Origin of the sequence: Stutzerimonas stutzeri (assembly GCF_009789555.1) — a bacterium.
Classification (GTDB): Bacteria; Pseudomonadota; Gammaproteobacteria; order Pseudomonadales; family Pseudomonadaceae; genus Stutzerimonas; species Stutzerimonas stutzeri_R.
Genome location: NZ_CP046902.1, coordinates 2,441,222 through 2,465,112, shown reverse-complemented (window position 1 = coordinate 2,465,112; position 23,891 = coordinate 2,441,222). Strand labels below are relative to the sequence as shown.

General features: G+C 62.0%; 21 protein-coding genes and 2 tRNA genes. 16 read left to right on the top strand and 7 right to left on the bottom strand.

Features of this window, described 5'->3' with window-relative positions:
* Positions 1-36 precede the first annotated feature (36 nt).
* The 3 genes from leuB to leuC form a co-directional block, all read right to left on the bottom strand.
* The gene (gene leuB / locus GQA94_RS11485; protein ID WP_158188150.1) at positions 37-1,119 is read right to left on the bottom strand and encodes a 3-isopropylmalate dehydrogenase; all 1,083 of its coding nucleotides are present in this window, start codon (positions 1,117-1,119) and stop codon (positions 37-39) included.
* A 74-nt stretch (positions 1,120-1,193) separates the two neighbouring features.
* On the bottom strand, positions 1,194-1,841 hold the full coding sequence (leuD, locus tag GQA94_RS11480; protein ID WP_158188149.1) for a 3-isopropylmalate dehydratase small subunit: 648 nt from the start codon (positions 1,839-1,841) through the stop codon (positions 1,194-1,196).
* A gap of 10 nt (positions 1,842-1,851) precedes the next feature.
* Positions 1,852-3,279 (bottom strand): 3-isopropylmalate dehydratase large subunit, encoded by a 1,428-nt coding sequence (gene leuC / locus GQA94_RS11475; protein ID WP_158188148.1) that lies wholly within the window; start codon positions 3,277-3,279, stop codon positions 1,852-1,854.
* Between the two features lie 181 nt (positions 3,280-3,460).
* Here leuC and GQA94_RS11470 point away from each other — a divergent pair, with 181 nt between their 5' ends.
* A complete protein-coding gene (locus GQA94_RS11470; protein WP_158188147.1) occupies positions 3,461-4,327 on the top strand; it encodes a LysR family transcriptional regulator in 867 nt (288 codons plus the stop codon).
* Between the two features lie 129 nt (positions 4,328-4,456).
* Entirely contained in the window at positions 4,457-7,351 is a 2,895-nt protein-coding gene (locus tag GQA94_RS11465; RefSeq protein ID WP_158188146.1) for a sensor domain-containing protein, read from the top strand.
* 89 nt (positions 7,352-7,440) lie between these two features.
* On the opposite strand, the gene GQA94_RS11460 is transcribed toward GQA94_RS11465, so the two are convergent.
* Positions 7,441-7,887, bottom strand: a complete 447-nt coding sequence (locus GQA94_RS11460; RefSeq protein ID WP_158188145.1) for an Hsp20 family protein — start codon at positions 7,885-7,887, stop codon at positions 7,441-7,443.
* 116 nt (positions 7,888-8,003) lie between these two features.
* On the opposite strand from GQA94_RS11460, the gene GQA94_RS11455 reads away from it, so the two are divergent.
* Complete coding sequence (locus GQA94_RS11455) at positions 8,004-8,750, top strand: SDR family oxidoreductase (RefSeq protein ID WP_158188144.1); 747 nt, start codon at positions 8,004-8,006, stop codon at positions 8,748-8,750.
* Between the two features lie 23 nt (positions 8,751-8,773).
* Here GQA94_RS11455 and GQA94_RS11450 read toward each other — a convergent pair whose 3' ends face one another.
* From GQA94_RS11450 to GQA94_RS11440, 3 genes are all read right to left on the bottom strand, one after another.
* Positions 8,774-9,748, bottom strand: coding sequence for a tRNA dihydrouridine synthase (locus GQA94_RS11450; RefSeq protein ID WP_158188143.1), 975 nt, complete (start codon positions 9,746-9,748; stop codon positions 8,774-8,776).
* Between the two features lie 83 nt (positions 9,749-9,831).
* Positions 9,832-10,125 carry a hypothetical protein gene (locus tag GQA94_RS11445; RefSeq protein ID WP_158188142.1) on the bottom strand — a complete coding sequence of 98 codons (294 nt, stop codon included), beginning with the start codon at positions 10,123-10,125 and terminating at the stop codon, positions 9,832-9,834.
* 26 nt (positions 10,126-10,151) lie between these two features.
* Entirely contained in the window at positions 10,152-10,454 is a 303-nt protein-coding gene (locus GQA94_RS11440) for a hypothetical protein (RefSeq protein WP_158188141.1), read from the bottom strand.
* 155 nt (positions 10,455-10,609) lie between these two features.
* Here GQA94_RS11440 and GQA94_RS11435 point away from each other — a divergent pair, with 155 nt between their 5' ends.
* From GQA94_RS11435 to GQA94_RS11375, 13 genes are all read left to right on the top strand, one after another.
* Positions 10,610-10,795, top strand: coding sequence for a hypothetical protein (locus GQA94_RS11435; protein WP_158188140.1), 186 nt, complete (start codon positions 10,610-10,612; stop codon positions 10,793-10,795).
* A gap of 68 nt (positions 10,796-10,863) precedes the next feature.
* Positions 10,864-10,940: transfer RNA gene (locus GQA94_RS11430), tRNA-Met, on the top strand.
* Between the two features lie 155 nt (positions 10,941-11,095).
* Positions 11,096-11,172: transfer RNA gene (locus tag GQA94_RS11425), tRNA-Met, on the top strand.
* Between the two features lie 728 nt (positions 11,173-11,900).
* The gene (locus GQA94_RS11420) at positions 11,901-12,674 is read left to right on the top strand and encodes a hypothetical protein (RefSeq protein WP_199270037.1); all 774 of its coding nucleotides are present in this window, start codon (positions 11,901-11,903) and stop codon (positions 12,672-12,674) included.
* A gap of 66 nt (positions 12,675-12,740) precedes the next feature.
* On the top strand, positions 12,741-13,922 hold the full coding sequence (locus tag GQA94_RS11415) for a DegT/DnrJ/EryC1/StrS family aminotransferase (protein ID WP_158188139.1): 1,182 nt from the start codon (positions 12,741-12,743) through the stop codon (positions 13,920-13,922).
* Positions 13,923-13,945: 23 nt separating this feature from the next.
* Complete coding sequence (locus tag GQA94_RS11410) at positions 13,946-15,472, top strand: lipopolysaccharide biosynthesis protein (RefSeq protein WP_158188138.1); 1,527 nt, start codon at positions 13,946-13,948, stop codon at positions 15,470-15,472.
* A complete protein-coding gene (locus tag GQA94_RS11405) occupies positions 15,473-16,402 on the top strand; it encodes a glycosyltransferase family 2 protein (protein WP_158188137.1) in 930 nt (309 codons plus the stop codon).
* 57 nt (positions 16,403-16,459) lie between these two features.
* Positions 16,460-18,670: a polysaccharide biosynthesis tyrosine autokinase gene (locus GQA94_RS11400; RefSeq protein ID WP_158188136.1), complete on the top strand. Its 2,211-nt coding sequence runs from the start codon at positions 16,460-16,462 to the stop codon at positions 18,668-18,670.
* Between the two features lie 19 nt (positions 18,671-18,689).
* On the top strand, positions 18,690-19,430 hold the full coding sequence (locus GQA94_RS11395; RefSeq protein WP_158188135.1) for a WbqC family protein: 741 nt from the start codon (positions 18,690-18,692) through the stop codon (positions 19,428-19,430).
* A gap of 52 nt (positions 19,431-19,482) precedes the next feature.
* The gene (gene rfaH / locus GQA94_RS11390; protein ID WP_158188134.1) at positions 19,483-20,013 is read left to right on the top strand and encodes a transcription/translation regulatory transformer protein RfaH; all 531 of its coding nucleotides are present in this window, start codon (positions 19,483-19,485) and stop codon (positions 20,011-20,013) included.
* 15 nt (positions 20,014-20,028) lie between these two features.
* The gene (locus GQA94_RS11385; RefSeq protein WP_158188133.1) at positions 20,029-21,288 is read left to right on the top strand and encodes a glycosyltransferase family 4 protein; all 1,260 of its coding nucleotides are present in this window, start codon (positions 20,029-20,031) and stop codon (positions 21,286-21,288) included.
* Entirely contained in the window at positions 21,233-22,567 is a 1,335-nt protein-coding gene (locus tag GQA94_RS11380; RefSeq protein ID WP_233270149.1) for a hypothetical protein, read from the top strand. The genes GQA94_RS11385 and GQA94_RS11380 overlap by 56 nt, the downstream gene beginning before the upstream one ends.
* On the top strand, positions 22,564-23,886 hold the full coding sequence (locus GQA94_RS11375; RefSeq protein ID WP_158188132.1) for a hypothetical protein: 1,323 nt from the start codon (positions 22,564-22,566) through the stop codon (positions 23,884-23,886). The genes GQA94_RS11380 and GQA94_RS11375 overlap by 4 nt, the downstream gene beginning before the upstream one ends.
* Positions 23,887-23,891 lie beyond the last annotated feature (5 nt).

Here is a 23,891-nt window from a genome sequence, read left to right as displayed (position 1 = left end):
AGCGCCATCAACGGCTGGTTAAATGGGCCAGAGAGATTACAACTTCGCGAGCGCCGCGACTACTGCGTCACCCATCGCCCGGGTATTGGCCTTCTCACAGCCGTCAGACCAGATGTCACCGGTGCGCAGCCCCTGGTCGAGCACGTGGCTGACCGCCTGCTCGATGGCGTCCGCAGCAGCCTGTTGGTTGAAACTGTAACGCAGCATCATCGAGACCGAGAGGATGGTGGCCAGCGGATTGGCGATGCCTTTGCCCGCGATGTCCGGCGCCGAACCATGGCAGGGCTCGTACATGCCCTTGTTGTTGGAATCCAGAGAAGCGGACGGCAGCATGCCGATGGAACCGGTCAGCATGGAAGCCTCATCCGACAGGATGTCGCCAAACATGTTGTCGGTCACGATCACGTCGAACTGCTTGGGCGCACGCACCAGTTGCATGGCGGCGTTGTCGACATACATGTGGCTGAGTTCGACATCCGGATAGTCCTGGCCGACCTCTTCCACCACGGCACGCCACAACTGACTGGACGCCAGTACGTTGGCCTTGTCCACCGAGCAGAGCTTCTTGCCACGCACCCGCGCCATGTCGAAACCGACCTTGGCGATCCGGCGAATTTCGCTCTCGCTATAGGGCAGCGTATCGAAGGCCATGCGCTCGCCATTATCGAGCACCTTGCTCTCGCGCGGCTGGCCGAAATAGATACCGCCGGTCAGTTCGCGAACGATGAGAATATCCAGACCGGCGACGATCTCAGGCTTCAGGCTGGACGCGTCGGCCAGTTGCGGATACAGCAGCGCCGGGCGCAGATTGCCGAACAGCCCCAGTTGCGAGCGGATTTTCAGCAGACCGCGTTCCGGGCGAATGGCCGGATCGATGGTGTCCCACTTCGGACCACCAACCGCGCCGAGCAGAATAGCATCGGCCGCACGGGCGCGCTCCAGGGTTTCATCGGCCAGCGGCACGCCGTACTTGTCGATGGCCGCGCCACCCAGCTCGTCATAGCTGAGCTGGAGGTCGAGCTGGAACTTGTCGTTGGCCAGCGCCAGGACCTTGACCGCCTCGGCCATGATTTCCGGGCCGATACCGTCGCCGGGAAGAATCAGAATCTGTTTGCTCATCTTGTTTTCTCAAGTCATTCAACGAGGCGGTCGCCACGGCCACCGCCTGAAATCGATAGGTAGGGGTTACCTGCTCAGCGGATCGCGCCGAACAGCCAGGGCTGACTCGCCTGATGCCGGGTTTCAAAGGCCTTGATCGCGTCGGCGTCCTGCAGCGTGAGACCGATATCGTCCAAACCGTTGAGCAGGCAATGCTTGCGAAACGCATCGACCTCGAAGCCGTACTGCTTGCCATCGGGACGGGTGACCGTCTGAGCGTTCAGGTCCACGGTGAGCTGATAGCCCTCGGTGGCTTCGGCCTGCTCGAACAGTTCGTCGACCTCTTGCTCTTTCAGCACAATTGGCAACAGACCGTTCTTGAAGCTGTTGTTGTAGAAGATATCGGCAAAGCTCGGCGCGATGATCGTGCGAAAGCCATACTCTTCCAGCGCCCAGGGCGCATGCTCGCGCGATGAGCCGCAACCGAAGTTCTCACGGGCGAGCAGTACGCTGGCCCCCTGGTAGCGCGGGAAGTTGAGCACGAACTCGTGGTTCACCGGACGATTCGAGCAATCCTGGTTGGGCTGCCCGACATCCAGATAACGCCACTCATCGAACAGGTTCTGGCCAAAGCCGGTACGCTTGATCGACTTGAGGAACTGCTTCGGAATGATCTGATCGGTGTCGACATTCGCGCGGTCGAGCGGCGCGACGAGACCGGTGTGCTGGGTGAATGCTTTCATGTCGGTCTCCTCAGGCCTGGATCAATTCACGAACATCGACGAAACGACCGGTCACCGCGGCGGCGGCAGCCATCGCCGGGCTCACCAGATGGGTTCGACCGCCGGCGCCCTGACGCCCTTCGAAATTGCGGTTGGATGTCGACGCGCAATGCTCGCCGCTGCCCAGTTTGTCCGGGTTCATCGCCAGACACATGGAACAGCCCGGCTCGCGCCACTCGAAACCGGCCTCAAGGAAAATCTTGTCCAGCCCTTCCGCCTCGGCCTGTTGCTTGACCAAGCCTGAACCCGGCACGACCATCGCCTGCTTGACCGTAGCGGCCACCTTGCGGCCCTTGGCCACTTCGGCGGCAGCGCGCAGATCTTCGATTCGCGAGTTGGTGCAAGAGCCGATGAATACGCGGTCCAGCTGAATATCGGTGATCGGCTGGTTGGCACGCAGCCCCATGTATTTCAGCGCTCGGTTGATCGAATCGCGCTTGACCGGATCGGCCTCCGCCGCCGGGTCCGGCACGTTCTGATCGACGGCCAGTACCATTTCTGGCGATGTTCCCCAACTGACCTGCGGCTTGATGTCTTCGGCTTTCAGTTCGACGACCGTATCGAATACCGCGTCGTCGTCGGACACCAGGCCTTTCCAGAGTTCGACCGCCTTGTCCCAATCGGCCCCCTTGGGTGCGAAGGGACGACCTTCGACGTAAGCGATGGTCTTTTCATCTGCCGCCACCATGCCCACACGTGCACCGGCCTCGATGGACATGTTGCAGATGGTCATGCGCCCTTCCATCGACAGATCGCGAATCACACTGCCGGCAAACTCCAGCGCATGGCCATTACCGCCAGCCGTGCCGATCTTGCCGATGACCGCCAATACGATGTCTTTGGCCGTGACGCCGAAGGGCAGCTTGCCCTCCACGCGCACCTGCATGTTCTTCATTTTCTTGGCGACCAGGCACTGGGTCGCAAGCACATGCTCGACTTCCGAAGTGCCGATGCCGTGAGCCAACGCGGCGAATGCGCCGTGGGTGGAAGTATGCGAGTCGCCGCAGACCACGGTCATGCCCGGCAATGTCGCGCCCTGCTCCGGGCCGATGACATGGACGATCCCCTGACGGACATCGTTCATCTTGAATTCGAGAATGCCGAAGTCATCGCAATTCTCGTCCAGCGTCTGTACCTGGAGACGCGACACCTCGTCGGAGATGGCTTCCAGACCGCCCTGACGCTCGCCGCGGGTGGTCGGCACGTTGTGGTCCGGGGTCGCGATATTGGCATCGATGCGCCACGGCTTGCGATTGGCCAGGCGCAGCCCTTCGAAGGCCTGCGGAGAGGTCACCTCGTGGAGAATATGCCGGTCGATATAGATCAGCGACGAGCCATCGTCGCGGCGTTTGACTTCGTGCATTTCCCAGAGCTTCTCGTAGAGCGTTTTGCCGGCCATCGGACCTTCCTCATCAGTGCGTCGGGCTTATAGCCCTTTTGCTTATAGGGTTGATGCTAGGGGTCTGGTTCGAATTACTCAAATTCATATTTTTCATTCTATCCATTCCCGCCTGGAATAGCGCTAGGATGCACCTGTTTCGCACAGCCAACCGCTCCAGTGTGAGCCACCGGGAGTTTCGATGGACCTCGCCAGCCTCAACGCCTTCATCGCCATCGCCGAAATGGGCAGTTTCTCCCTGGCCGCCGAGCGGCTGCACCTGACCCAACCGGCGGTGAGCAAACGCCTGGCTGCCCTGGAATCCCAGCTGAACGTACGCCTGTTCGACCGACTCGGACGCGAGATAGGCCTGACCGAAGCCGGGCGGGCGCTTCTTCCTCGTGCCTATCAGATACTCAATGTACTGGACGACACCCGTCGCGCGCTGACCAACCTCAACGGCGATGTCAGCGGGCGCCTGTGCCTGGCGACCAGCCACCACATCGGACTCCATCGCCTGCCACCGTTGCTCAGGACCTTCACGCGCACTTATCCGGACGTGAACCTGGATATTCGCTTCCTCGACTCGGAAATCGCTTACGAAGAAGTCCTCCATGGCCGCGCCGAGCTTGCCGTGATCACCCTGGCGCCGCATACGGCTGCCCCGGTTCGCGCCAGCAAGGTATGGGACGACCCCCTCGATTTCGTCGTCGCTCCGGAGCATCCGCTGGCACGCAAAGCCGATATCTCCCTGGCGGACATCGCCGGCTATCCCGCCGTGTTTCCGGGCGCGAACACCTTCACCCACCACATCGCTCATCGGCTGTTCGAGCGCGAAGGCCTTACGCCGAACATTGCCATGAGCACCAACTATATGGAGACGATCAAGATGATGGTTTCCATCGGCATCGCCTGGAGCGTGCTGCCCCGCACCATGCTCGATGCGCAGGTGGTGCGCTTGCCGCTGGCAGGCGTTCAACTGTCGCGGCAGCTCGGCTATATCACTCATACCGAAAGAACCCTGTCGAATGCGGCCAAGGCGTTCATGTCGCTGCTCGACGCCGACTAACCGCACTTGCACATTGCCAGCAGCTACGGATAAGTTCGCGGGACAACAACAAGATCATCAGAGATTCCATGAGCATCGCCTGCCATCGCCCGATCCGCACCGTCCCGATGTCTTCGATCGAGGCCCCTCATGCTGCCTCCTGAGCCGCCCCGCGACGCCATTCCAGCCGAATCGGCAACACCCTGGCACGAGGTCACCGGACTGCTGTCGGTGCTCGACGGTGCCGGTGTAGGGGTCTGGTCCTGGGACCTGCCACGCGGCGTCGTGCACTGGTCGCTCGGTACAGGCAAGCTCTTCGGGCTGACCAGCCCGCTCGTGGAGATCGCACAGGACCACTATCTGGCGCTCGTCGCGGCCGAAGACCGGTCCCGGATCGAGGCAGCCGTTCGCGCCATACTGGCGGGCGGCGAACCGCGTTTCAGCTTCCGCCATCGGGTGCGCTGGCCCGATTCAAGCGTGCGCTGGCTGGAGATCGATGGACAGCAGCACAACAGCGGCACGGCGCAGCAGGTTCTGGTGGGCATCGTCCGCGACATCACCGACCAGCACCGCCAGGCCCAAGCCCTCGAGGACAGCCAGGAGCGGCTGCAGCTGACATTGGCCTCGGCCGAGCTGGGCAACTGGGAATGGCATATCCCCAGCGACCGACTCTACGCCTCCACCCGTGCGTCCGAATTGCATGGCATCGTCGAGGGCCCGTTCGATGGCTCCTTCCGCGAGTTCTTCCGCAGCGTCGCGGCGAATAACCGCCAGACCATGCGTGAAGCCTACAGCGACCTGCTCGCAGGACGCTGCCAGACCTACCAGGCGACCTATCAGGCCGACCATGCCAACGGCACCACCCGCCATCTCGAAAGCACCGCCAAACTGTATCGTGACGAGCATGGCGCACCGCTGCGAATGGTGGGGGTCATCAAGGATGCGACCGAGCGGGTCCTGCGCGAGCAGCATCTGGCCGCTTCGGAAGCCAAGTTTTCCGCCCTGTTCCAGGGTAGCCCCGATCCCATCTCGCTCTCGCGCATCCGCGACGGCGCCTTCATCGACGTCAATCCGAGCTTCAGCGCCGTGTTCGGCTGGGACAGCAGCGAGATCGCAGGGCGCTCGGCGCCTGAAGTGGGCATATGGCGCGACGAGGCACAACGACAGGCGCTCTACCACCAGTTGACCCGCCATCAGCGACTGGAGAATGCCGAGGCACAATTTCGCACCAAAACCGGCCAGCATGTCACCTGCGTGGTCTCGAGCCGTTTCATTAGAATCGACCGGCGACTGTGCATCGTCACCACCTTTCGCGACATCACCAAGCGCCAGCAGGCCGAGGCAGCACTGAAAGTCAGCGAGGCCAAATTCTCCACGGCATTCCACTCGAGCCCCAACGCGCTCATCATCAGCGAGCGCAGCACCGGGCGTTTCATCGAAGTCAACGAAGGGTTCCGGCGCCTATACGGCTACCGGCCCGAGGAAGTCATCGGCCGCACGTCCGCTGACCTGGGCATCTGGCCCGTGGCGCAACGCCAGGAGATTCTCGAACGGCTGGAACGCGACGGTCGTGTGGTCAGCTGGGAAATGATCGGCCACGATCGTCACGGCACACCCAAGCACATCGAGCTCTCGGTCGAGCCGATCGCCCTGAACGACACCGACTGTCTGCTGTTATCGGCCCGCGACATCAGCCAGTTGAAGGCGGCCCACGCACAGATTCATCACCTGGCCTATCACGATCCGCTGACCAACCTGCCCAACCGCGCGTTGCTCATGGATCGCCTGACCCAGCAGACCTCTCTGCACAAACGACACAACCTTCGCGGCGCTTTGCTGTTCCTGGATCTGGATCACTTCAAGCACATCAACGACTCGCTCGGGCATCCGGTGGGCGATGCCGTGCTGAAGATGATCACTGCTCGCCTGGAAGCCAGCACACGCCGGGAGGACACGGTCGCACGTCTCGGTGGCGATGAGTTCGTCGTGTTGCTGACCGGGCTGACCGGCAAGCGCTCGGAGGTGACGCGGCACGTCCGCGAGGTGGCCGAAAAGCTTCGCACCCTGCTGGCAGAACCCATGGTCTTCGAAGGCAACCGCTTGCAGGTTACCCCAAGTATCGGCATCGCCTTGATGCCGGATCATGGCGATACGCCGGCCGACCTGCTGAAACGAGCCGATATCGCGCTCTATCGCGCCAAGGACGCCGGACGCAATGCCATTCAACTGTTCCGCACGACGATGCAGGAAGCTGCGGTCGCGCGCCTGAAGCTCGAGAGTGAACTGCGCCTGGCGCTGCAACGCCAGGAATTCGAGCTGCACCTGCAACCCCAGGTGGATGCGCGCTCCGGTGCCGTGATTGGCGCCGAGGCTCTGCTGCGCTGGCATCACCCGGAGCAAGGCGCGCGCTCTCCGGTTCAGTTCATCGATGTGCTGGAGGAAAGCGGCCTGATCGTCGAGGCCGGCCGTTGGGTCATAAAAGAAGCCTGCCGCATTGGCGCTTCGTTGCTAGCCAGCGGGCTCGTGCATGCCGACCGCTTCAGCCTCTGCGTCAATATCAGCCCCCGCCAGTTCCGTCAGAACGATTTCGTCGAGTGCATCCTCGAGGCGTTGAGCGTCACCGGGCTGCCACACAGGATGATCAAGCTGGAGATCACCGAAGGCATCGTGATCCAGAACCTGGACGACACCATTGCCAAGATGCGCCGCCTTTGCCGGCACGGGGTGAGCTTTGCGATGGACGATTTCGGCACCGGCTATTCGTCGCTCACCTATCTCAAACGCCTGCCGGTGAACCTGCTCAAGATCGACCAGTCGTTCGTGCGAGACGCGTTGAACGACCCCAACGACGCCGAGATCATTCGGGCCATCGTCGCGATGGCAAGGAGCCTGGGACTGGAGGTGATTGCCGAGGGCGTGGAGCAACAGGCGCAGCTGGACCTGCTGCAACTGCAGGGTTGCTACCTGTACCAGGGCTATCTGTTCAGCCGCCCGCTGCCGCTGGCCGCGTTCAGCGAGCTCTTGAAGCTGCGACCGACGGCCTGAGCGGCGCTCGCAGCCGAAAAAAAAGCCCCGCCGAATGGGCGGGGCCGGTCATCATAGCGAGGGCCTCTGGCGAGGCTCTCCTTGCGCCGTCAGGCCTCTTCCAGCGCCAGGCGCTCACCGTTGATCGGGATGCGCTTGGGCTTGGCCTCTTCCGGCACGACGCGTTCGAGCTCGATACTCAGCAGTCCGTTGTTGAGCGCGGCGCCCCTGACCTCTATATGGTCAGCGAGGCGGAACGAGAGCTTGAAGGCACGCTGGGCAATGCCCTGATGCAGATACGTGACGTTGTCAGCCGCATTTTCGCGCTTGCCGCCACTGACCGTGAGCACGCCACGCTCGACTTGCAGATCCAGGTCGGACTCCTGGAAACCTGCGGCTGCTACGATGATGCGGTACTGATCATCGCCGTGCTTTTCCACGTTATACGGCGGAAAGCTGCTGCTCGCGTCGTTGCGCAGGGCAGACTCGAACAGATCGTTGAAACGATCGAAGCCAATGGATTGGCGGAACAATGGAGCCATCGAGAAACTGGTCATTTTGCTATCTCCTGATCTTCAGCGAGTGGTTGCAACGGGACCCGAATTCGGCATCCCGTATCGCCATAGATTGGCGCTGTCCGATCCATTTCAAGACCGTTCGTCGGGAGTTTTTTATGCATAAAGTCATGCTGATCACCGGCGCCAGCCGTGGCATAGGCGCGGCCACCGCCAGGCTTGCGGCCGCGCAGGGCTATGCCCTGTGCCTGAACTATCACCATCGCCAGGATGCTGCCGAGCTATTGCTCCAGGAGATCAAAAGCGCTGGCAACCACGCCATTGCGGTGTCGGCCGACGTCAGTGACGAGGCACAGGTCGCCCGGCTTTTCGCCGCGATCGACGATGAGTTCGGCCAGCTCGACGTGCTGGTCAACAATGCCGGCATGCTGGAGCGCCAGATGCGTCTGGACGAAATGGATGCGGCACGGTTGGCGCGGGTGTTCGCGGTCAATGTGACCGGCAGCTTTCTGTGTGCCCGCGAGGCTGTCAGGCGTATGTCCACCCGCCATGGCGGCTACGGCGGTGCCATCATCAATGTCTCCTCGATCGCGGCAAAACTCGGCGCGCCCAACGAATACATCGACTACGCAGCCGCCAAGGGCGCGATCGACAGCATGACCCTTGGCCTGGCCAAGGAAGTGGCCGCCGAGGGCATCCGGGTGAATGCGGTACGACCGGGCGTGATCCGCACGGAGATTCACGCCAGTGGCGGCGAGCCGGGACGCGTCGAGCGGGTCAAGGCCGGCGTGCCCATGGGCCGTGGCGGTGAGCCTGAGGAAGTGGCCGAGGCGATTCTCTGGTTGGCCAGCGAAAAGGCCAGTTACGCCAGCGGCGCGCTACTGGACATCGCCGGCGGCCGCTGATCGCACTGCCGCTTCGCCAGCGCCTAGCCGGCGGCTCGCAAGCCCGGCGCTGCGCTGTCGAGCCCCAGCAGAGCATCGAGGCGCTCGCAATCGTTTTCGCGCCGCAACTGGGCGAACAGGGAGATGGCTTGCGGGTAGCTGCGCGTGAGCATCGACAGCCACTGCTTGAGACGGCCCGGTGCGTAGCGAGGGGACATCTTGCGCCGCGCCTGCACCCAAAACTCAGCGAGCAGCGGCTGAAGCTCGTCCCAGCCCATGGGGTCGACCGTTTCGCCCCGTTTCGCCGCGCTGATCTGACGGGCCAGATCCGGACGGCAGACCAGCCCGCGGCCCAGCATGATGTCATCGACGCCACTGATTCCGCGGCATCGGCGCCAATCCTCCAACGACCAGATGTCACCGTTGGCGAACACCGGAACCGCAACCACATCCTGCACCTTGGCCACCCATTCCCAATGCGCTGGCGGCTTGTAGCCATCCACCTTGGTCCGAGCATGCACCACCAGTTGCCCGGCACCGCCCTGGGCCAATGCACGGGCGCAATCGAGAGCGCCATCGGGACTGTCGAAGCCCAGGCGCATCTTGGCGGTGACCGGAATGTGCGCCGGCACCGCCCTGCGCACTTCCTGCAGGATCGAGTGCAGCAGTTCAGGCTCCTTGAGCAGCACCGCGCCGCCGCGAGATTTGTTCACGGTCTTGGCCGGGCAGCCGAAATTCAGGTCGATAGCGGGGGCGCCGAGCGTACAGGCGAGCGCAGCGTTGTCGGCCAGGCACAGCGGGTCGGAGCCGAGCAATTGAACCCGCAACGGCGTGCCGGCGCGGGTCTTCGCGCCGTTGTCGAGTTCAGGCGCCAGTTTGCGGAAGCTGGATGGCGGTAGCAGACGATCCGATACCCGAATGAACTCGGTCACGCACCAGTCCACACCGCCAATGCCGGTGAGCACGTCGCGCAGTATTTCGTCGACCAGGCCTTCCATCGGTGCCAGAGCAATTTGCATCAAAAACGGACCAATCGAAAAAGGACCGCATTGTACGGAGCCAGGCGACGCTTAGGAACGTCCCCGCTCATGCCACCGGGCGGCTATTGATCCGTGTCGTCACGGTCCTCGATGGTGTCGGTTCCGGTCGTTGCGCCCATTCCGCCGGTGGTCCCCGTCGCCCCGGTGCCCATCGTGCCCAATGCGGACGAGTCGTCATCATCCAAGACGCGGTCATCGAGGCCACTGCGCCCTGCGTCGCGGCGCTGCGGCGTCGTCTGTTCCATCGCCTCGGTGCCCGTAGTGGACGGATTCGACAAGTCGCCTTCTGCATCCGCCAGCGCGGCGCCTGCTGCGAACACCAGGCTGGCGCTCGTCCATACGATCATCTTCAACATGGTTGTCTCCCGCGGGTTCGGTTCGCTCAATCGTCGTCACGGTCGCCCAGCGTGCGGCGCGGGCGATGCTCCATATCGGTATCGTTGTCGCCGTGGCCCGACTCGTCATACACCGAGCGCGTACGGGGCGCCTCGGGCTGGCTGCGATCCACTTCGGGGCGCTCAGGCAGTCGTTCGATTCCCTGGCCGAGCCCCATGGACCCGTTGCCCAGGGTGCGATCAGCCGCACCGGTGTTCTGCGTCAGCTCGAGCGCCGGCGAATCGGCCAGAACCGCAGCGCTGCCCGCCATTGCAACAAGCCCTAGCGCGATCAGATAGAACGTCCGCATAGGCTCTCCTTTTACAAGGTCACGACAGTCTTTAGGCAACCCGGAGGATCGGCCGTGCGCTGTCGATTGGCATCTCCGACCAATGGCAAGCGGAACCGTTGCATCGAATCAAGGGTCCCACTTGGCAGAGACGTCAGGTTAGAAAGGAATCCAACATGATCGCACCCGCACTGGTAATCCTCTTGATGATCATTGGCTGGAGCGCCGCCGCGTTCGCCATGCTCTGGGGAATGTTGCGAATCGCCCGCTATCATCACAAGCCGAGCCAGCAGGCCCCGCACGACCGACAGGTTCGGGCGATAGGGGCGAAGAACGGGATAAACCTTTCGCTGAGCGCCTGACCTGATTGCCCGCTGTGCAATTAAGCCGTGACAGGGCCAACGAAAGCTGTAGAATGCCGGCCCACAGACGCGGGATGGAGCAGTCTGGTAGCTCGTCGGGCTCATAACCCGAAGGTCGTCGGTTCAAATCCGGCTCCCGCAACCACATACGGAAAAGGCCACTCTTGCGAGTGGCCTTTTTTCGTTGCCCCCCACGTGCCATTGATGCGAGCGGGACGGCTAAGCGACTGAATGAAAACGGTTTATTTTCGGCTTGAGGTTGACAGAGACACCTCAGTCTGTAGAATGCCGCCTCACAGACGCGGGATGGAGCAGTCTGGTAGCTCGTCGGGCTCATAACCCGAAGGTCGTCGGTTCAAATCCGGCTCCCGCAACCACATACGAAAAGGCCACTCTTGCGAGTGGCCTTTTTCGTTCTGTCTGAAAAAAAACATCTGCCGCCCCTCCCCCCATGCCCAGCTATTACCCTCTTTAATCCGCACATCCAGGCACCTTGTCGGTTTTACTTGCCGAGTTTCATACTAGGCCGATCGACCTAGTTCAAAAGATTGAGCGTTATTTAACAAACGCTGGTGGTCGATCTACCGATTTAGGTTAGTACTAGATCAATCAACGGATTGCGACAAGCGGTCCTGCTCCGGGCGGAAAATAAAAGCTACTGCGCCTTGACTGCCGCTTGGTTCTGAATGATAACTACGTTCACACAACACATGAGACAGGACGTTTAGCCGCAAACCGTCAATAAATCTGGTTTGCCGCCGTACATGCGCAGGGATGGGCATTCTTCATTACAGCTCGGTCGCTGTCCTGCGCTGACACACTCTTTTCTCACGCTCTCTCGAAACTCAGCCGAGTGCGGTAGCTTTGCCCTGAGGGTCGCCCGGCGTGACCGGTGCGAGGCAGGATCGCCCTGCGACAGTACCGAGCCAACGGCACCACAGGCAGCCAATGGCGGTAGCTTTGCCTGAAGGAACCGGTGCGAGTCACATGCCGCCGCCATATAAAATATCGAATCAGCCTCACTGTTAAAACAATCATGGCTTCGCGTCTTTCATGGCAGTACCGCGTTCCAGCAATTGAATGCTGTCTACATTCGGAGCTCACCGTGAATACCCTGTTCCGTAGCATCGATATCGAAGCGCATCAATTAATTGTCAGGGAAATGAACATAAAGGGAAGTTCATGTGTTTCCAACTTCCTGACGCCCGAACAATTAAATCTACTGCAGGATTACGTCCGGACCGACGCTGAGAAACATAACAGTCGATACTTTGCTCACCATGACGGAATTGCGTTGGAAAGTTCGCTATTGGGCGTGCTAAGCGCTACGCCGGAGTTTCGAAAACTACTCGAAAGCATCTATCAGCAAGCCACTGGCGAACCCGCTCACAGCGACCAGATCCTCAAGGTGCTGCGTTGCGTGCAGGGCAAGACCGGAAGGCGTGAATCAAATTGCTTTCACTACGACGCCAGTCTCGTGACCGTGCTATTGCCCATCGAGATTCCCCAGGACGGGGTCGCTCGAGGCGACTTGATCATGTTTCCCAACCTCCGCCAAATACGTTCGAGCGTGCTGCTCAACATATTGGAAAAGGCCCTGCTGCAGAATGTGTTGAGCCGAATGCTGATCACTGTCGCCATTCGCCAGCATGTGCTGCGGCCGGAAAAGCTCCAGCTGGTTCCGGGCAATCTCTATCTGTTCTGGGGCTACCGCACGCTCCATGCAAACGAGCCCTGCGACCCCGTCAGTCGCCGAGCGACTGCCATCTTTCATTATGGCGACCCGCACGCGGGCAGCCTTGCAACCCGCCTTATCCTCAAGCTGAACCAGCGCCGCGCCCGGCGCGCAACCGAGCTTGGCACGCAGCCGATCGCCTGACCGGGCCGATGCGGGCCTCCGTTTCGCCTCCTGATATCGAAAGTGACTACCGATAAGGACATCGCGATGATCAACGTCACCCAGTCGTATCTCGGTAACAAAGCCAAGTTCATGCGCTATGTGGACAGCATCTATTCGTCCGGCTGGCTGACCAATCATGGTCCGCTGGTCACCGAGCTCGAAGCCCGTCTGCGAGACTACCTGGGCGTTCGAAACATCATTCTCACCAACAACGGGACCCTGGCGTTACAGATTGCCTACCGTGCGCTGAACCTGACGGGCAGCGCCATCACCACCCCGTTCAGCTTCGTGGCGACGACCAGCTCGCTGCAGTGGGAAGGTATCCGGCCGATTTTCGCCGACATCGACAAAGCCAGCTGGAACATGGACCCGCAGGCCATAGAGGCAAGAATCGACAGCGATACCAGCGCAATCGTCGCCACCCATGTGTTCGGCAATGCCTGTGACGTGGAAGCCATCGGCCAGATCGCCGATCGGCACCGGCTCAAGGTCGTCTACGACGGCGCCCATGCATTCAGCGTCCGCTACAAGGAGCGCTCGGTTTTCAGCTGGGGCGATATCAGCGTGCTCAGCTTCCATGCGACCAAACTCTTCCACACCATCGAAGGCGGCGCCATCGTCACGAACGACGATGCGTTGGCGGCCAGGATCCGCTTGCTGTGCAATTTCGGCATCGTCGATACAGACATCATCGACGGGATCGGCATCAACGCCAAGCTCAACGAGTTCGCCGCCGCCATGGGCCTGTGCATCCTCGATGACATCGAACTCATCCTGGAGCAGCGGGCCGAGATCTCCCGGCGTTACGAAGTGCAGCTCGGCGACTGGTTCGACTTGCAGCGACAGCAACCGCATTCCCAACGCAACCACAGCTACTTCCCGATCGCACTGGCGCACGAGCAGCAACTGCTGCGCTGCCGCGCGGCGCTGAACGACAAGGGCATCAATCCCCGGCGTTATTTCTACCCCTCGCTCGACACCCTGGGCTATCTACAGCCGCAGCCGCCGCAGATGCAGTCTCGATCCCTGAGCCGCCGGGTGCTTTGCCTGCCGATCTATCCAGGCCTGCCGCGACACATCCAGAACACCGTGATCCAGACCTTGCTGCACGAATCGTCGCAACGCAGCCCTCGGCCAGCCGAGCGCTTCTGGCCCCAGCTCAACGTCGGCGGGGCGGTGGAGCACCGCTTCAGCCTGCCCGACGCCGAACTCAAGAATACCTACTGATGACCCCTTCGGCGCCCGACTTCATGTCCGATCGAAAGCTATCGATGATCCGCAACACCAGCCTGAGTTACGCCGGACAGGCCTACGCCCTGCTGGTCGGCATCCTCATCCTGCCCTTCTACCTCGGGCATCTGGGTGCCGAAGCCTACGGCCTGATTGGTTTCTTCGCGGTGCTGCAAGCCTGGCTTCAACTGCTGGATGCGGGCCTTTCGCCGTCGCTGGTTCGTCAGATCGCGCATTTGCGCGGGCGTCGAGACGACGCAGCGCAACGCTACGAAGCGGGACACCTGCTGCGCTCATTCGAGATCATCTTCCTGCCGTTGGCATCGCTGACGGCGCTGGCGATTCATTGCTCGAGCGACTGGATCGCCCAGCACTGGTTGCAGGCCCAGGATCTCGGCACGGCCACCCTCGTGCATTGCATCAGCCTGATGGGGCTGATGATTGGCCTGAAGCTGTACGCCACGCTTTATAAAAGCGGCTTGCAGGGGCTCGAGCTGCATGCATGGCTGAACGGCGCGAACATTCTGATCGCCACCCTGCGCTATTTCGGTGGCCTGCTGCTCGTGGCAACCGTGAGCCAGGACCCGCTGGACTTCTTTGTTTTCCAGACCGCCGTCGCGCTGTTCGAAATGCTGGTGTTCGCCGTCAAGGCCTATTCGCTGATGCCCAAGCCAACGCTGCTCAGCGGCTTCGACTGGGCGGTGGTCAAGCCGGTGTTGCCATTTGCCGCCGGCATGTCGTTGACCTCGGTGCTATGGATCGTCCTGACTCAGTTGGACAAGGTGCTGCTGTCCAATGTGCTGCTGCTCAAGGAGTACGGTTATTTCTCGCTGGTCGCCCTGATATCGACCGGCATCATGACGCTCACCAACCCGCTGGTGCAGACGTTACTGCCGCGCATGACCATGCTCATCGCCCAGGGCCGGATTGCCGACATGCAGGCGCTTTACCTGAATGCCAGCCGATTCGTCTGCAGCCTGCTGTTTCCCCTGTCCGGCGTCATCGCGTTTCACTCCGCCGAGCTGATTTTTGCCTGGACCGGCGACGCGCAAGCCGCGCAATGGAGCCGCCTGGTGCTGCCCTGGTACGTGCTCGGCAGCGCAATCATGGCGGTTACCGCGTTCCAGTTCTATCTGCAATATGCCTACGGGCAGTTGCGCCTGCACGTCTGGTTCAGCCTGATCAGCGCCGCGCTGAGCATCCCGCTGGTGATCCATGCGGCACTCGAACACGGCGTCTACGGCGCAGCGCTGGCCTGGTTCGGGCTGCGCATGCTGACCTTCGTGATCTGGCCGCCAATGGTGCACAAGCGCTTCGCCGCCGGCCTGCATCGGCAATGGCTGCAGGACTTGCTGCGCATCACGGCCATGACCGGCCTCGGCCTGCTGATCGGCGAGCCGGTGTTTTCCGCCATCGCCAGCGACAGCCGCTTCGACATCTTCCTCGCACTGGCCGTCAGCGGCTTGATCTGCCTGACGCTGGTCGCGTTCACCTCCAAACCCGTCGTATTGCGACTTTACGTGCTGATGACCAAGTCGAGTGCCTGAATGAATACCCAACCAAAAAACGAACAGGACCTGACCGCCGCCTGGAGCAACCGGCGAGAACCGCTGGTGACCATCATTTGCCTGGCCTATAACCACGCGCCTTTTATACGGGACACGCTCGATGGCTTCCTTCGCCAGGAAACCATCTTCCCGTTCGAGGTGATTGTGCACGACGACGCATCGACCGATTCCACCGCAGCGATCATCGCTGAGTACGCCGCGCGTTACCCGGATCTGATCAAGCCCATCTATCAGCGCGAGAACCAGTACCGCCTGGGCGTGCCGTTCAGCACCCGCCTGTTCGCTCAGGCGCAAGGCAGGTACATCGCCTACTGCGAAGGGGACGACTACTGGACCGACCCGCGCAAGCTGCAGATCCAGGTCGACTTCCTCGAAGGCCACCGCGATTACGTGATGACCTACCACGATGCGTTCATGTTCAACAGCCAAGGGGTGGTTCGCAGCCCGCACCTGCAAGGCCGGTATCGCCGGGACGCCAGTGCCCGCCAACTGCAGCAGGCGCGCCCGATCTCTACGCTGACGGTGTGCTTTCGCAATCTGGTCAAGGAACTGCCGCCGGAACTGCATGGCGTCGAGGTGCTGGACATCTGCTGGTGGTCGCTGCTCGGTGCCCACGGCAAGGGCAAGTTCATCGCATCGATAAAACCCGCCGCCTACCGGGTGCACGAGGGTGGGATCTTTTCGATGCGCAGCAGCAAACAACGCATCCAGATGTCCATGCACGCCTATTACAGCCTCGCTCGCTATTACCAACGCGTAGGCGATCAGTCGCTTTACGAATACTTCATGGTCCAGGTGTTCGCCCAGGCGCTGGCCTCCATTTCCCCGCTCAGCAAGCTCCAGGCACTGGGCCAGGTGTTCCAGAACATCAGCGTCAATCTGTTACGCAGACTCACCCCCGGCGCATGACCGCGCATGACCGCTACCTGCCGCACCGATAGCGCAACACTCAAGGAAGGATCCGCAATGACTGCCATGGCCCACTCCTCGCTGGAATACGACCGGGACAATCGCATCGACCTGGCGCGAATTCTGCGCGTGGCCTTCGATCACAAGGCGCTGATTTTCACCATCACCGCCCTCTTCGGGTTGCTTGGCATCGCCTATGCCATTGTCGCCACGCCGGTCTACCGGGCGACCGCGATGATCCAGATCGAACCGAAGAAGGCCGGGATAACAGGCGTTCCGGAAGCCATAGCGCGGCCCAACTCGGTGTCCCAGGCGGTGACAGAAATCGAGCTGATCAAATCGCGCTCGGTCCTGGGACGCACGGTCGACGCCCTGAAGCTCTACATCGACACTCGTCCCAAGTACGTCCCGTTGCTGGGCAGCTACATGGCGCGGCTGCACGACCCGGATAAGGATGGCGAGCTCGCCGCGCCTCTTCTGGGCATGGACAGCTACGCCTGGGGCGGCGAAAAACTGGTGGTGTTCCAGCTGGACGTACCCGAAGCCTACCTGGGCGAAAAGCTGACGCTGCGTGCGGGCAGCGCAGGCGCATTCACCCTCTATGACTCGGACGCGCGATTGCTGCTCAGCGGCAAGACCAACGAGGCCGTCCAGCAGCAAGGCTTTCGCGTGCAGATCGCCGAACTCAAGGCGCGCCCGGGGACCGAGTTCGCGGTCGTGCGCAGCCGCCCGCAAACCACGGCGCTGGACTACCAGAAGCGTCTGAAGGTCGGTGAAGCGGGCAAGGACTCGGGCATCATCTACCTCACCCTGGAAGATCCGGACGCCGACAAGGCCAATCGGGTACTCGACCAGATCAGCCGGCTATACGTACGCCAGAACATCGAACGCAGCTCCGCCGAGGCCGCCCAGCGCCTGGAATTCCTACGCTCGCAGGTGCCACTGGTACGCAAGGAGCTGGAAAAGGCCGAAGCCGCCCTCAACGACTACCAGACCAGCGCCCAGTCGGTGGATATCAGCATCGAGACCAAGAGCGTGCTGGACCAGATCGTCGCGCTGGAATCGCAAATCTCCGAGCACAACCTCAAGCGCACCGAATACAACCAGCTCTATACGCCCGAGCATCCGACCTATCGGACCCTGGTGACCAAGATCGGCCAGTTGCAGGCGCAAAAGAACGCGCTGATGGGCAAGATCGATACCCTGCCGATGACCCAGCAGGAACTGTTGCGCCTGAACCGCGACATGCAGGTCACCACCCGGACCTACACGCTGCTGCTGGACAAGGCCCAGGAGCAGGACATCCTGCGCGCCGGCACCATCGGCAACGTCCGGATCATCGACAGTGCCTACGCCGTGGTGGAGAAACCGGCCAAGCCCATCAAGCCGCTGGTGGTGCTGATCGCCGTCTTCGTCGGATTGCTGGTATCGGCCGTCGTCATCCTGGTGCGGCAAGTGTTCTATCGCGGCATCGAGAACCCCGAGACGATCGAACACCTGGGCGTGCCGGTGTATGCCGCACTGCCTTTTTCAGGAAAACAGGAACACCTCTATCGGCTGCGAAAGATTCGTGACGGCAGGAGCAAGCTGCTGGGCGCAGCGGACCCGGCCGATCTTGCCATCGAGTCGCTGCGCAGCCTGCGCACCAGCCTCAAGTTCGCCATGCTCGAGGCGCGTAATCAACTGTTGGTGATTACCAGCCCGACCCCCTCGGCAGGCAAATCCTTCGTCTCCAGCAACCTGGCGTCGGTGATCGCCCAGGCGGGCCAGCGGGTGCTGCTGATCGATGCCGACATGCGTCGCGGCTACCTGGCGGGAATGTTCGGCATGGCGCCACGCCAGGGTCTGTCCGACGCCCTGGCCAGCGGCCTGCGCCTCGCAGCGGTCGTCAACAAGACCGACCAGGCCAACCTGCATTTCATCGCCAGCGGCCACTGTGCGCCCAACCCGTCCGAACTGCTGATGCATGAGCACTTCGCCCGGCTGCTCAAGGAGGCGGAGCGCGAGTACGACATCGTCATTATCGACACACCGCCGGTGTTGGCCGTGACCGATGCGGTGCTGGTGGCGCAACTGGCCGGCACCTGCCTGCTGGTCGCTCGCTATGGGCTGAGCACCGCCAGCCAGATCGAGGCGTCCAAGCGTCGCCTGGCGCAAAACGGCGTACTGCTCAAAGGCGCAATTCTCAATGGGGTCAGGCGCAAGGCGTCCAGTACTGCCTATGAAACCGGCGCCTACGGTTATTACAGCTATTCTCAGAAACCCTGACACATGCGAGGGACACGCCGTGTTCGGTACCGCCGCCATGATGCAACCTTATCTATTTCCCTACCTGGGTTACTTTCAGCTGATCGCCCGCAGCGACGTTTTCGTGCTGGGCGACGATCTCCAGTACACCAAGGGTTCGTGGATCAACCGCAACCGCGTGCTGGTGAACGGACAGCCCAAGCTGGTCACCTTTCCCCTGCGCAAGGGCGGGCAGCTGGAGCCGATCAATCAGCGCTGGCTGTGCGACGACTTTCCGCGTGAAGCCCAAAAGCTGATGAAAACCCTGGCGCTGGCCTATTCGCGCGCGCCCTACCAGGCCGAAGTGATTGCGCTGATCCGCCAGATCCTGACCCACCCGGAACGCAACCTGGCGCGCTTCACCGAGCATTCGATCCGCTGCATCTGTGCCTACCTGCAGATCACTACACCGATTCGTAACGGCTCGGAACTGGGCCTGCCTGCGCGCATGGACAAGCAGGAACGGGTGATCAGCATTGCCAAGAAGCTGGGCGCCGAACTCTATATCAACCCCATCGGCGGCATGGCGCTGTACTGCCCGTCGCAGTTCCGCAGCCATGGACTGTCCCTGCGATTTCTACGCATGGACGACATCCGCTACCGGCAATTCAACCAACCTTTCGTGCCATCGCTGTCGATCATCGACGTGTTGATGTTCAACAGCCCCAAGGACACACGGGCGCTGCTTCAGCGCTTCTCCCTGATCGAAGGCATCGACCAGCAGGCCGCCCTGCGGGCATGAAGCCCACCGACAAAACGGACATCGACACGCTCTCTATGGAAGGCAGTTTCAAATGGCAACGACCGACAGCAACCCACGCTGGTACCTGATTCAGACCAAACCCCGCCAGGAAGCCCGCGCCGAACAGCATCTACGGCGCCAGGCCTTCGAGTGCTACCGGCCTCAGCGAGCACGTAGCGCCGGCAAGGGAGCCGTGCAGGAACCCCTGTTTCCGGGTTACCTGTTCATTCGCCTCGACCGACACCTGGACAATTGGTACCCCATCCGCTCGACCCGTGGCGTGGCCCGGGTCGTGTCCTTCGGTGGCGAGCCGACGCCGGTCCGGGACGAGCTCATCGAGCACCTGCGTCAGCGTCTCGCGGCGCCAGCCCAACTGCCGCAGTTCCAACCCGGTGAACGCGTGCGACTGCACGGCGGCGGGTTCACCGAACTCGAGGCGATTTTCGTCAGCGCCGACGGGCAGGCACGCTCGGTGATCCTGCTGAATCTGCTGCAGCGTGAGCAGAAGGTTCGCGTGCCGACGCACTACCTGAGCGGCTGCGTTGCACATTCCGGGGTCGGGCTGGGCTGGCGCGCCGATTGATCGAGGGCTGCGAACATGAAAATTCTTTTCCTGCACAGCCTCTACGCCCCCCATGTGGGCGGAGGCGCGGAAATCGTCGTACGTCAGTTGGCCGAAGGCTTGCAGCGTCGGGGCTGGGACGTGGTGGTACTGGTCACCGGCCCGCAAAAAGGCCTGCATGAGGAAACGCTCGACGGTGTACGGCTTTATCGCGCCGGGTTGCATAACCTCTACTGGCACTTCACCCAGAGCCGACCCAATCTCTTGCTGCGCCTCGGCTGGCATTACCGTGATCGCTACAACCGCGGTATGCGCCGCCACGTGCGAGAAGTCATCGCCCGCGAACAGCCGGACGTGGTGGTCTGCCACAACCTGACGGGCTGGTCGGTATCGGCCTGGGACGAGATCAGCGCCGCCGGCCTCCCCATCGTTCAGGTGCTGCACGATCTTTATCTGCTGTGTCCCAAGGACACCATGTTCAGCAAAGGCCGCAGTTGCGAGCGCCAGTGCGGCCTGTGTTCGGCGCTTCGTCAGCCGCATCCGGCGGCTTCGGCCCAGGTCGCCGCCGTGATCGGTGTCAGCCGCTTCATCCTGGAACGGGTGTCCAGGCAGGGGTACTTCAGCCAGGCCAGCCGCCATGTGGTTCACAACAGCACACATTGCAGCGATCTCCCGGCGCCCGGACCGCGCCAGAACCACAGCGGTCTGCTGCGATTTGGCTACATCGGCACGCTGTCCGAAAACAAGGGCGTGGATTGGCTGATCAGCCAGTTCCAGCAACTCTCCGTCAACGCCACCCTGGAAATCGCGGGGCGCGGCAAGCTGGACTACGAAGCGCAGCTCAAGGCGATGGCCGATCCAGCCAAGGTCCGTTTTGTCGGCTATCAGGACGCCGACACCTTCCTGCGCAACATCGACGTGCTCGTGGTGCCGTCCATATGGGCCGAGCCCTTCGGGTTGGTGGCAGTCGAAGCCTGTGCCCAGCACCTGCCTGTGATCGCGACGAACATGGGCGGCCTGCCGGAGATCATCCAGGACAACCTCAACGGTTTGCTCTGCTCGCCTGCCGACCCTGACTCGCTCGGTCGGGCAATGCTCAGGCTCTATCTGGACAGCGGTCTGCGCCAACGGTTGTCCCGGCAGGCCCGTACCAGCGTCGCACCTTTTTTGAACATGGAGCGAATGCTCGATCAGTACCAATCGATCCTGCATGCCGCGCTACACGGCCGGAGAGCCCCCGATGCCCCTGAGTTCGCTGCCCCGCACGCATCCCAGGTCGAGCCAGCTGGCGATTGACAAGTCAACGCTGCTGGCACTGATCGCCGCCTCGCTGCTGATCAGCGAAACCTTTGCCGGCGCACTGCGCTATTACCTGGACATGGCCGGCATTTCCGCCCTGCTCTACCTGCCCAAGCTCGCCTGCCTGGCCGCGGTGGCGCTGGAGCTGCCACGCGCACGAAGCGAGCCCGGCGTCTGGCTCGTGCTGTTTACCTTGCTGGTTTCCAGCTTGCTGGCCCTGCTTCACGGAGCCTCGCTGGGCAACATCGGCTTCAGCGTGTTCATCTACCTGCCGCTGCTGTTCGGACTGTTCTGCGGCAGCTATCTGGAGCGCCGAACCGGCCTGCTGGGCGGGGTGATCGGCCTGTGCCTGGTCGCCTCGCTTCTGGGCATCGCGCTGGACATGTTCACCAGCGTGCCCTGGAAGGGCTACAGCTACATGATGGGTGACGTCGAACTGACCGCGAACAAATCCTGGGCGTTCGGCAGTACGGACCGTCTTGCCGGTTTCGCCCGGATGTCGACCAATCTGGCCGTGATGATCGCGCTGTACAGCCTGTTCCTGGCCGCCTTCCTGCAAATGCGGCTGCTGCGGATGATGCTTTATCCCTTGGCCTTCGGCGCCATCTTCCTGACCACCAACAAGTCCACCGCGGCCGCCTACCTGCTGACCCTGATGATGCTGTTCCTCGCTGGCTATCGCCTGCCGAGCGCGCTGGCGTTTCTCATCGCGGTGCTGACGGGAATGGCGTTGCCGATTGCCAGCCTGCTGTTGAACATCCCGCAGAGCGAAGCCTATAGCGCCAGTCTCTTCGCGTCCTTCAACGACCGCCTGATCAATAGCTGGCCGAACTTCATCGAGGTCATCGTCAACGAGGGCTGGGGCTGGTGGGGCGCCGGGTTCGGTGCGGTCGGCAGCAGCACGGCCGCCTTTCCGCTGACCTGGCTGGAGCTGCTGAGCATCGCCGACAACACGGCGCTGTATCTCTGGGGCATGTTGGGGGTCTTCGGGGTACTGCTGTATCTGCTGCTGTTTCCGTTGCTGCTGCGCCTGCACGATCGCGGCCCGCGCATTCGCGACGCACTGTTGGCCATCGTCTTCTGCACCTGCCTGATCGGCTGGGCGACCGATGTGCTGGAAGTCACCACCGCCACCCTGTTTCTGGGCATGGCCATCGCCCACGTCCTGACGCCACGAGCGCTGCCGTATCGAGCCCCTCATAACCCCATCACCACCGCACAAGCGCATGGCGGCCTTGGAGCGCATGCGTATAAACCTGGGAATGAACAGCCATGAACACCCGCCACTGTTTTCGTCGTCTGGCGCTTGTCGCGGCCATCTCTGGCCTGGCATTTCAGGCTCCGGCGCTCGAACCGGACGCTTCGTTCATCATCGGCGTCTGCTCACATGATCTTCATCTGCGCGACAGTCGCAGCCAGGGCAACGAACTGATGCGCGACGCCGGCATCGAGTCGGTACGAACCGATGCCCACTGGGCCTTCCTGGAGCGCGATCGCGATCGGCTCAAGGTGGAGCCGCACTGGAATCGCTACCTGGCGGGCACCGAAGCCAAGGGGCTCGATAGCCTGTTCATCCTCGGCTACGGAAACCAGTTCCATGGCGGCGGGGAAAAACCGCGCAGCGAGCCGGTGCGCGCTGCGTTCAACCGTTACGTCGCCTTCGTTGCGCAGCAGTTTCGGGGCCGCATCAAGCACTACGAGGTCTGGAACGAGTGGGACGTCGAGGACCCCACCGATCCGCAGTTCACCCAGGATTATGCCCGTGTGATCGCCGATGCGGCGGGCATCATTCGCCAGCACGACCCCGACGCCAAGGTGCTGGCCGGCGCGGTGACCACCAAGGGCATCGAGTCGGGTTTCGCCCTGCGTCTGATCGAGGCCGGTGTCATGCAATCGATCGATGGCCTCTCGCTGCACCCCTACGTACATTGTCGCGGTCGAGGGAAAAACACGCCGGAGGCCTGGATCGAGTGGCTCGCCGAGGTCGACCTGGAACTGTCCCGCGCCGCCGGCCAACCCGTGCCTCTTTATCTTACGGAGATGAGCTGGCCGGCCTATCAGGGTTCCTGTGGCATCGATGAAAACCTGCAGGCCGCCTATCTCGCACGCAGCTTCCTGCTCGTCAAAACGCTCCCCAACGTGCGTGGCATGTGGTGGTACGACCTGCGAAACGATGGCACCGACAAGCGTGAACGGGAGCACAACTTCGGCTTGCTCCGCCAGGATTATGGCCTCAAGCCCGCGTATCGAACGCTCAAGGCGATCAGCCCGATCATCGAGCATTACGCATTTATGGGTCACGTTGGTGAACCCGGCAAAAACACCGTTCTGATGCGCTTCGCCCGCGCTGGCGAACAGGTTCTGGTGGGCTGGAGCACGGACCAGCCCCGCTCGGTCAGCATCGAGTCGGCGGGCAAGACCCACGGCCCGCTGGAGCTGATCGACACCGCGCACCCTGAGAACGGACGGAGCCGGGACAACCCCCAATGGAGCTGCCCGACCCACGCAAGCACTTGTACCGCCACGGTCGAGCTGGACCGATTTCCGAAAGTGATCAGCCTCGGCCGGTCCGCGACGGCACGCGCCACGCCCTAGCGGCA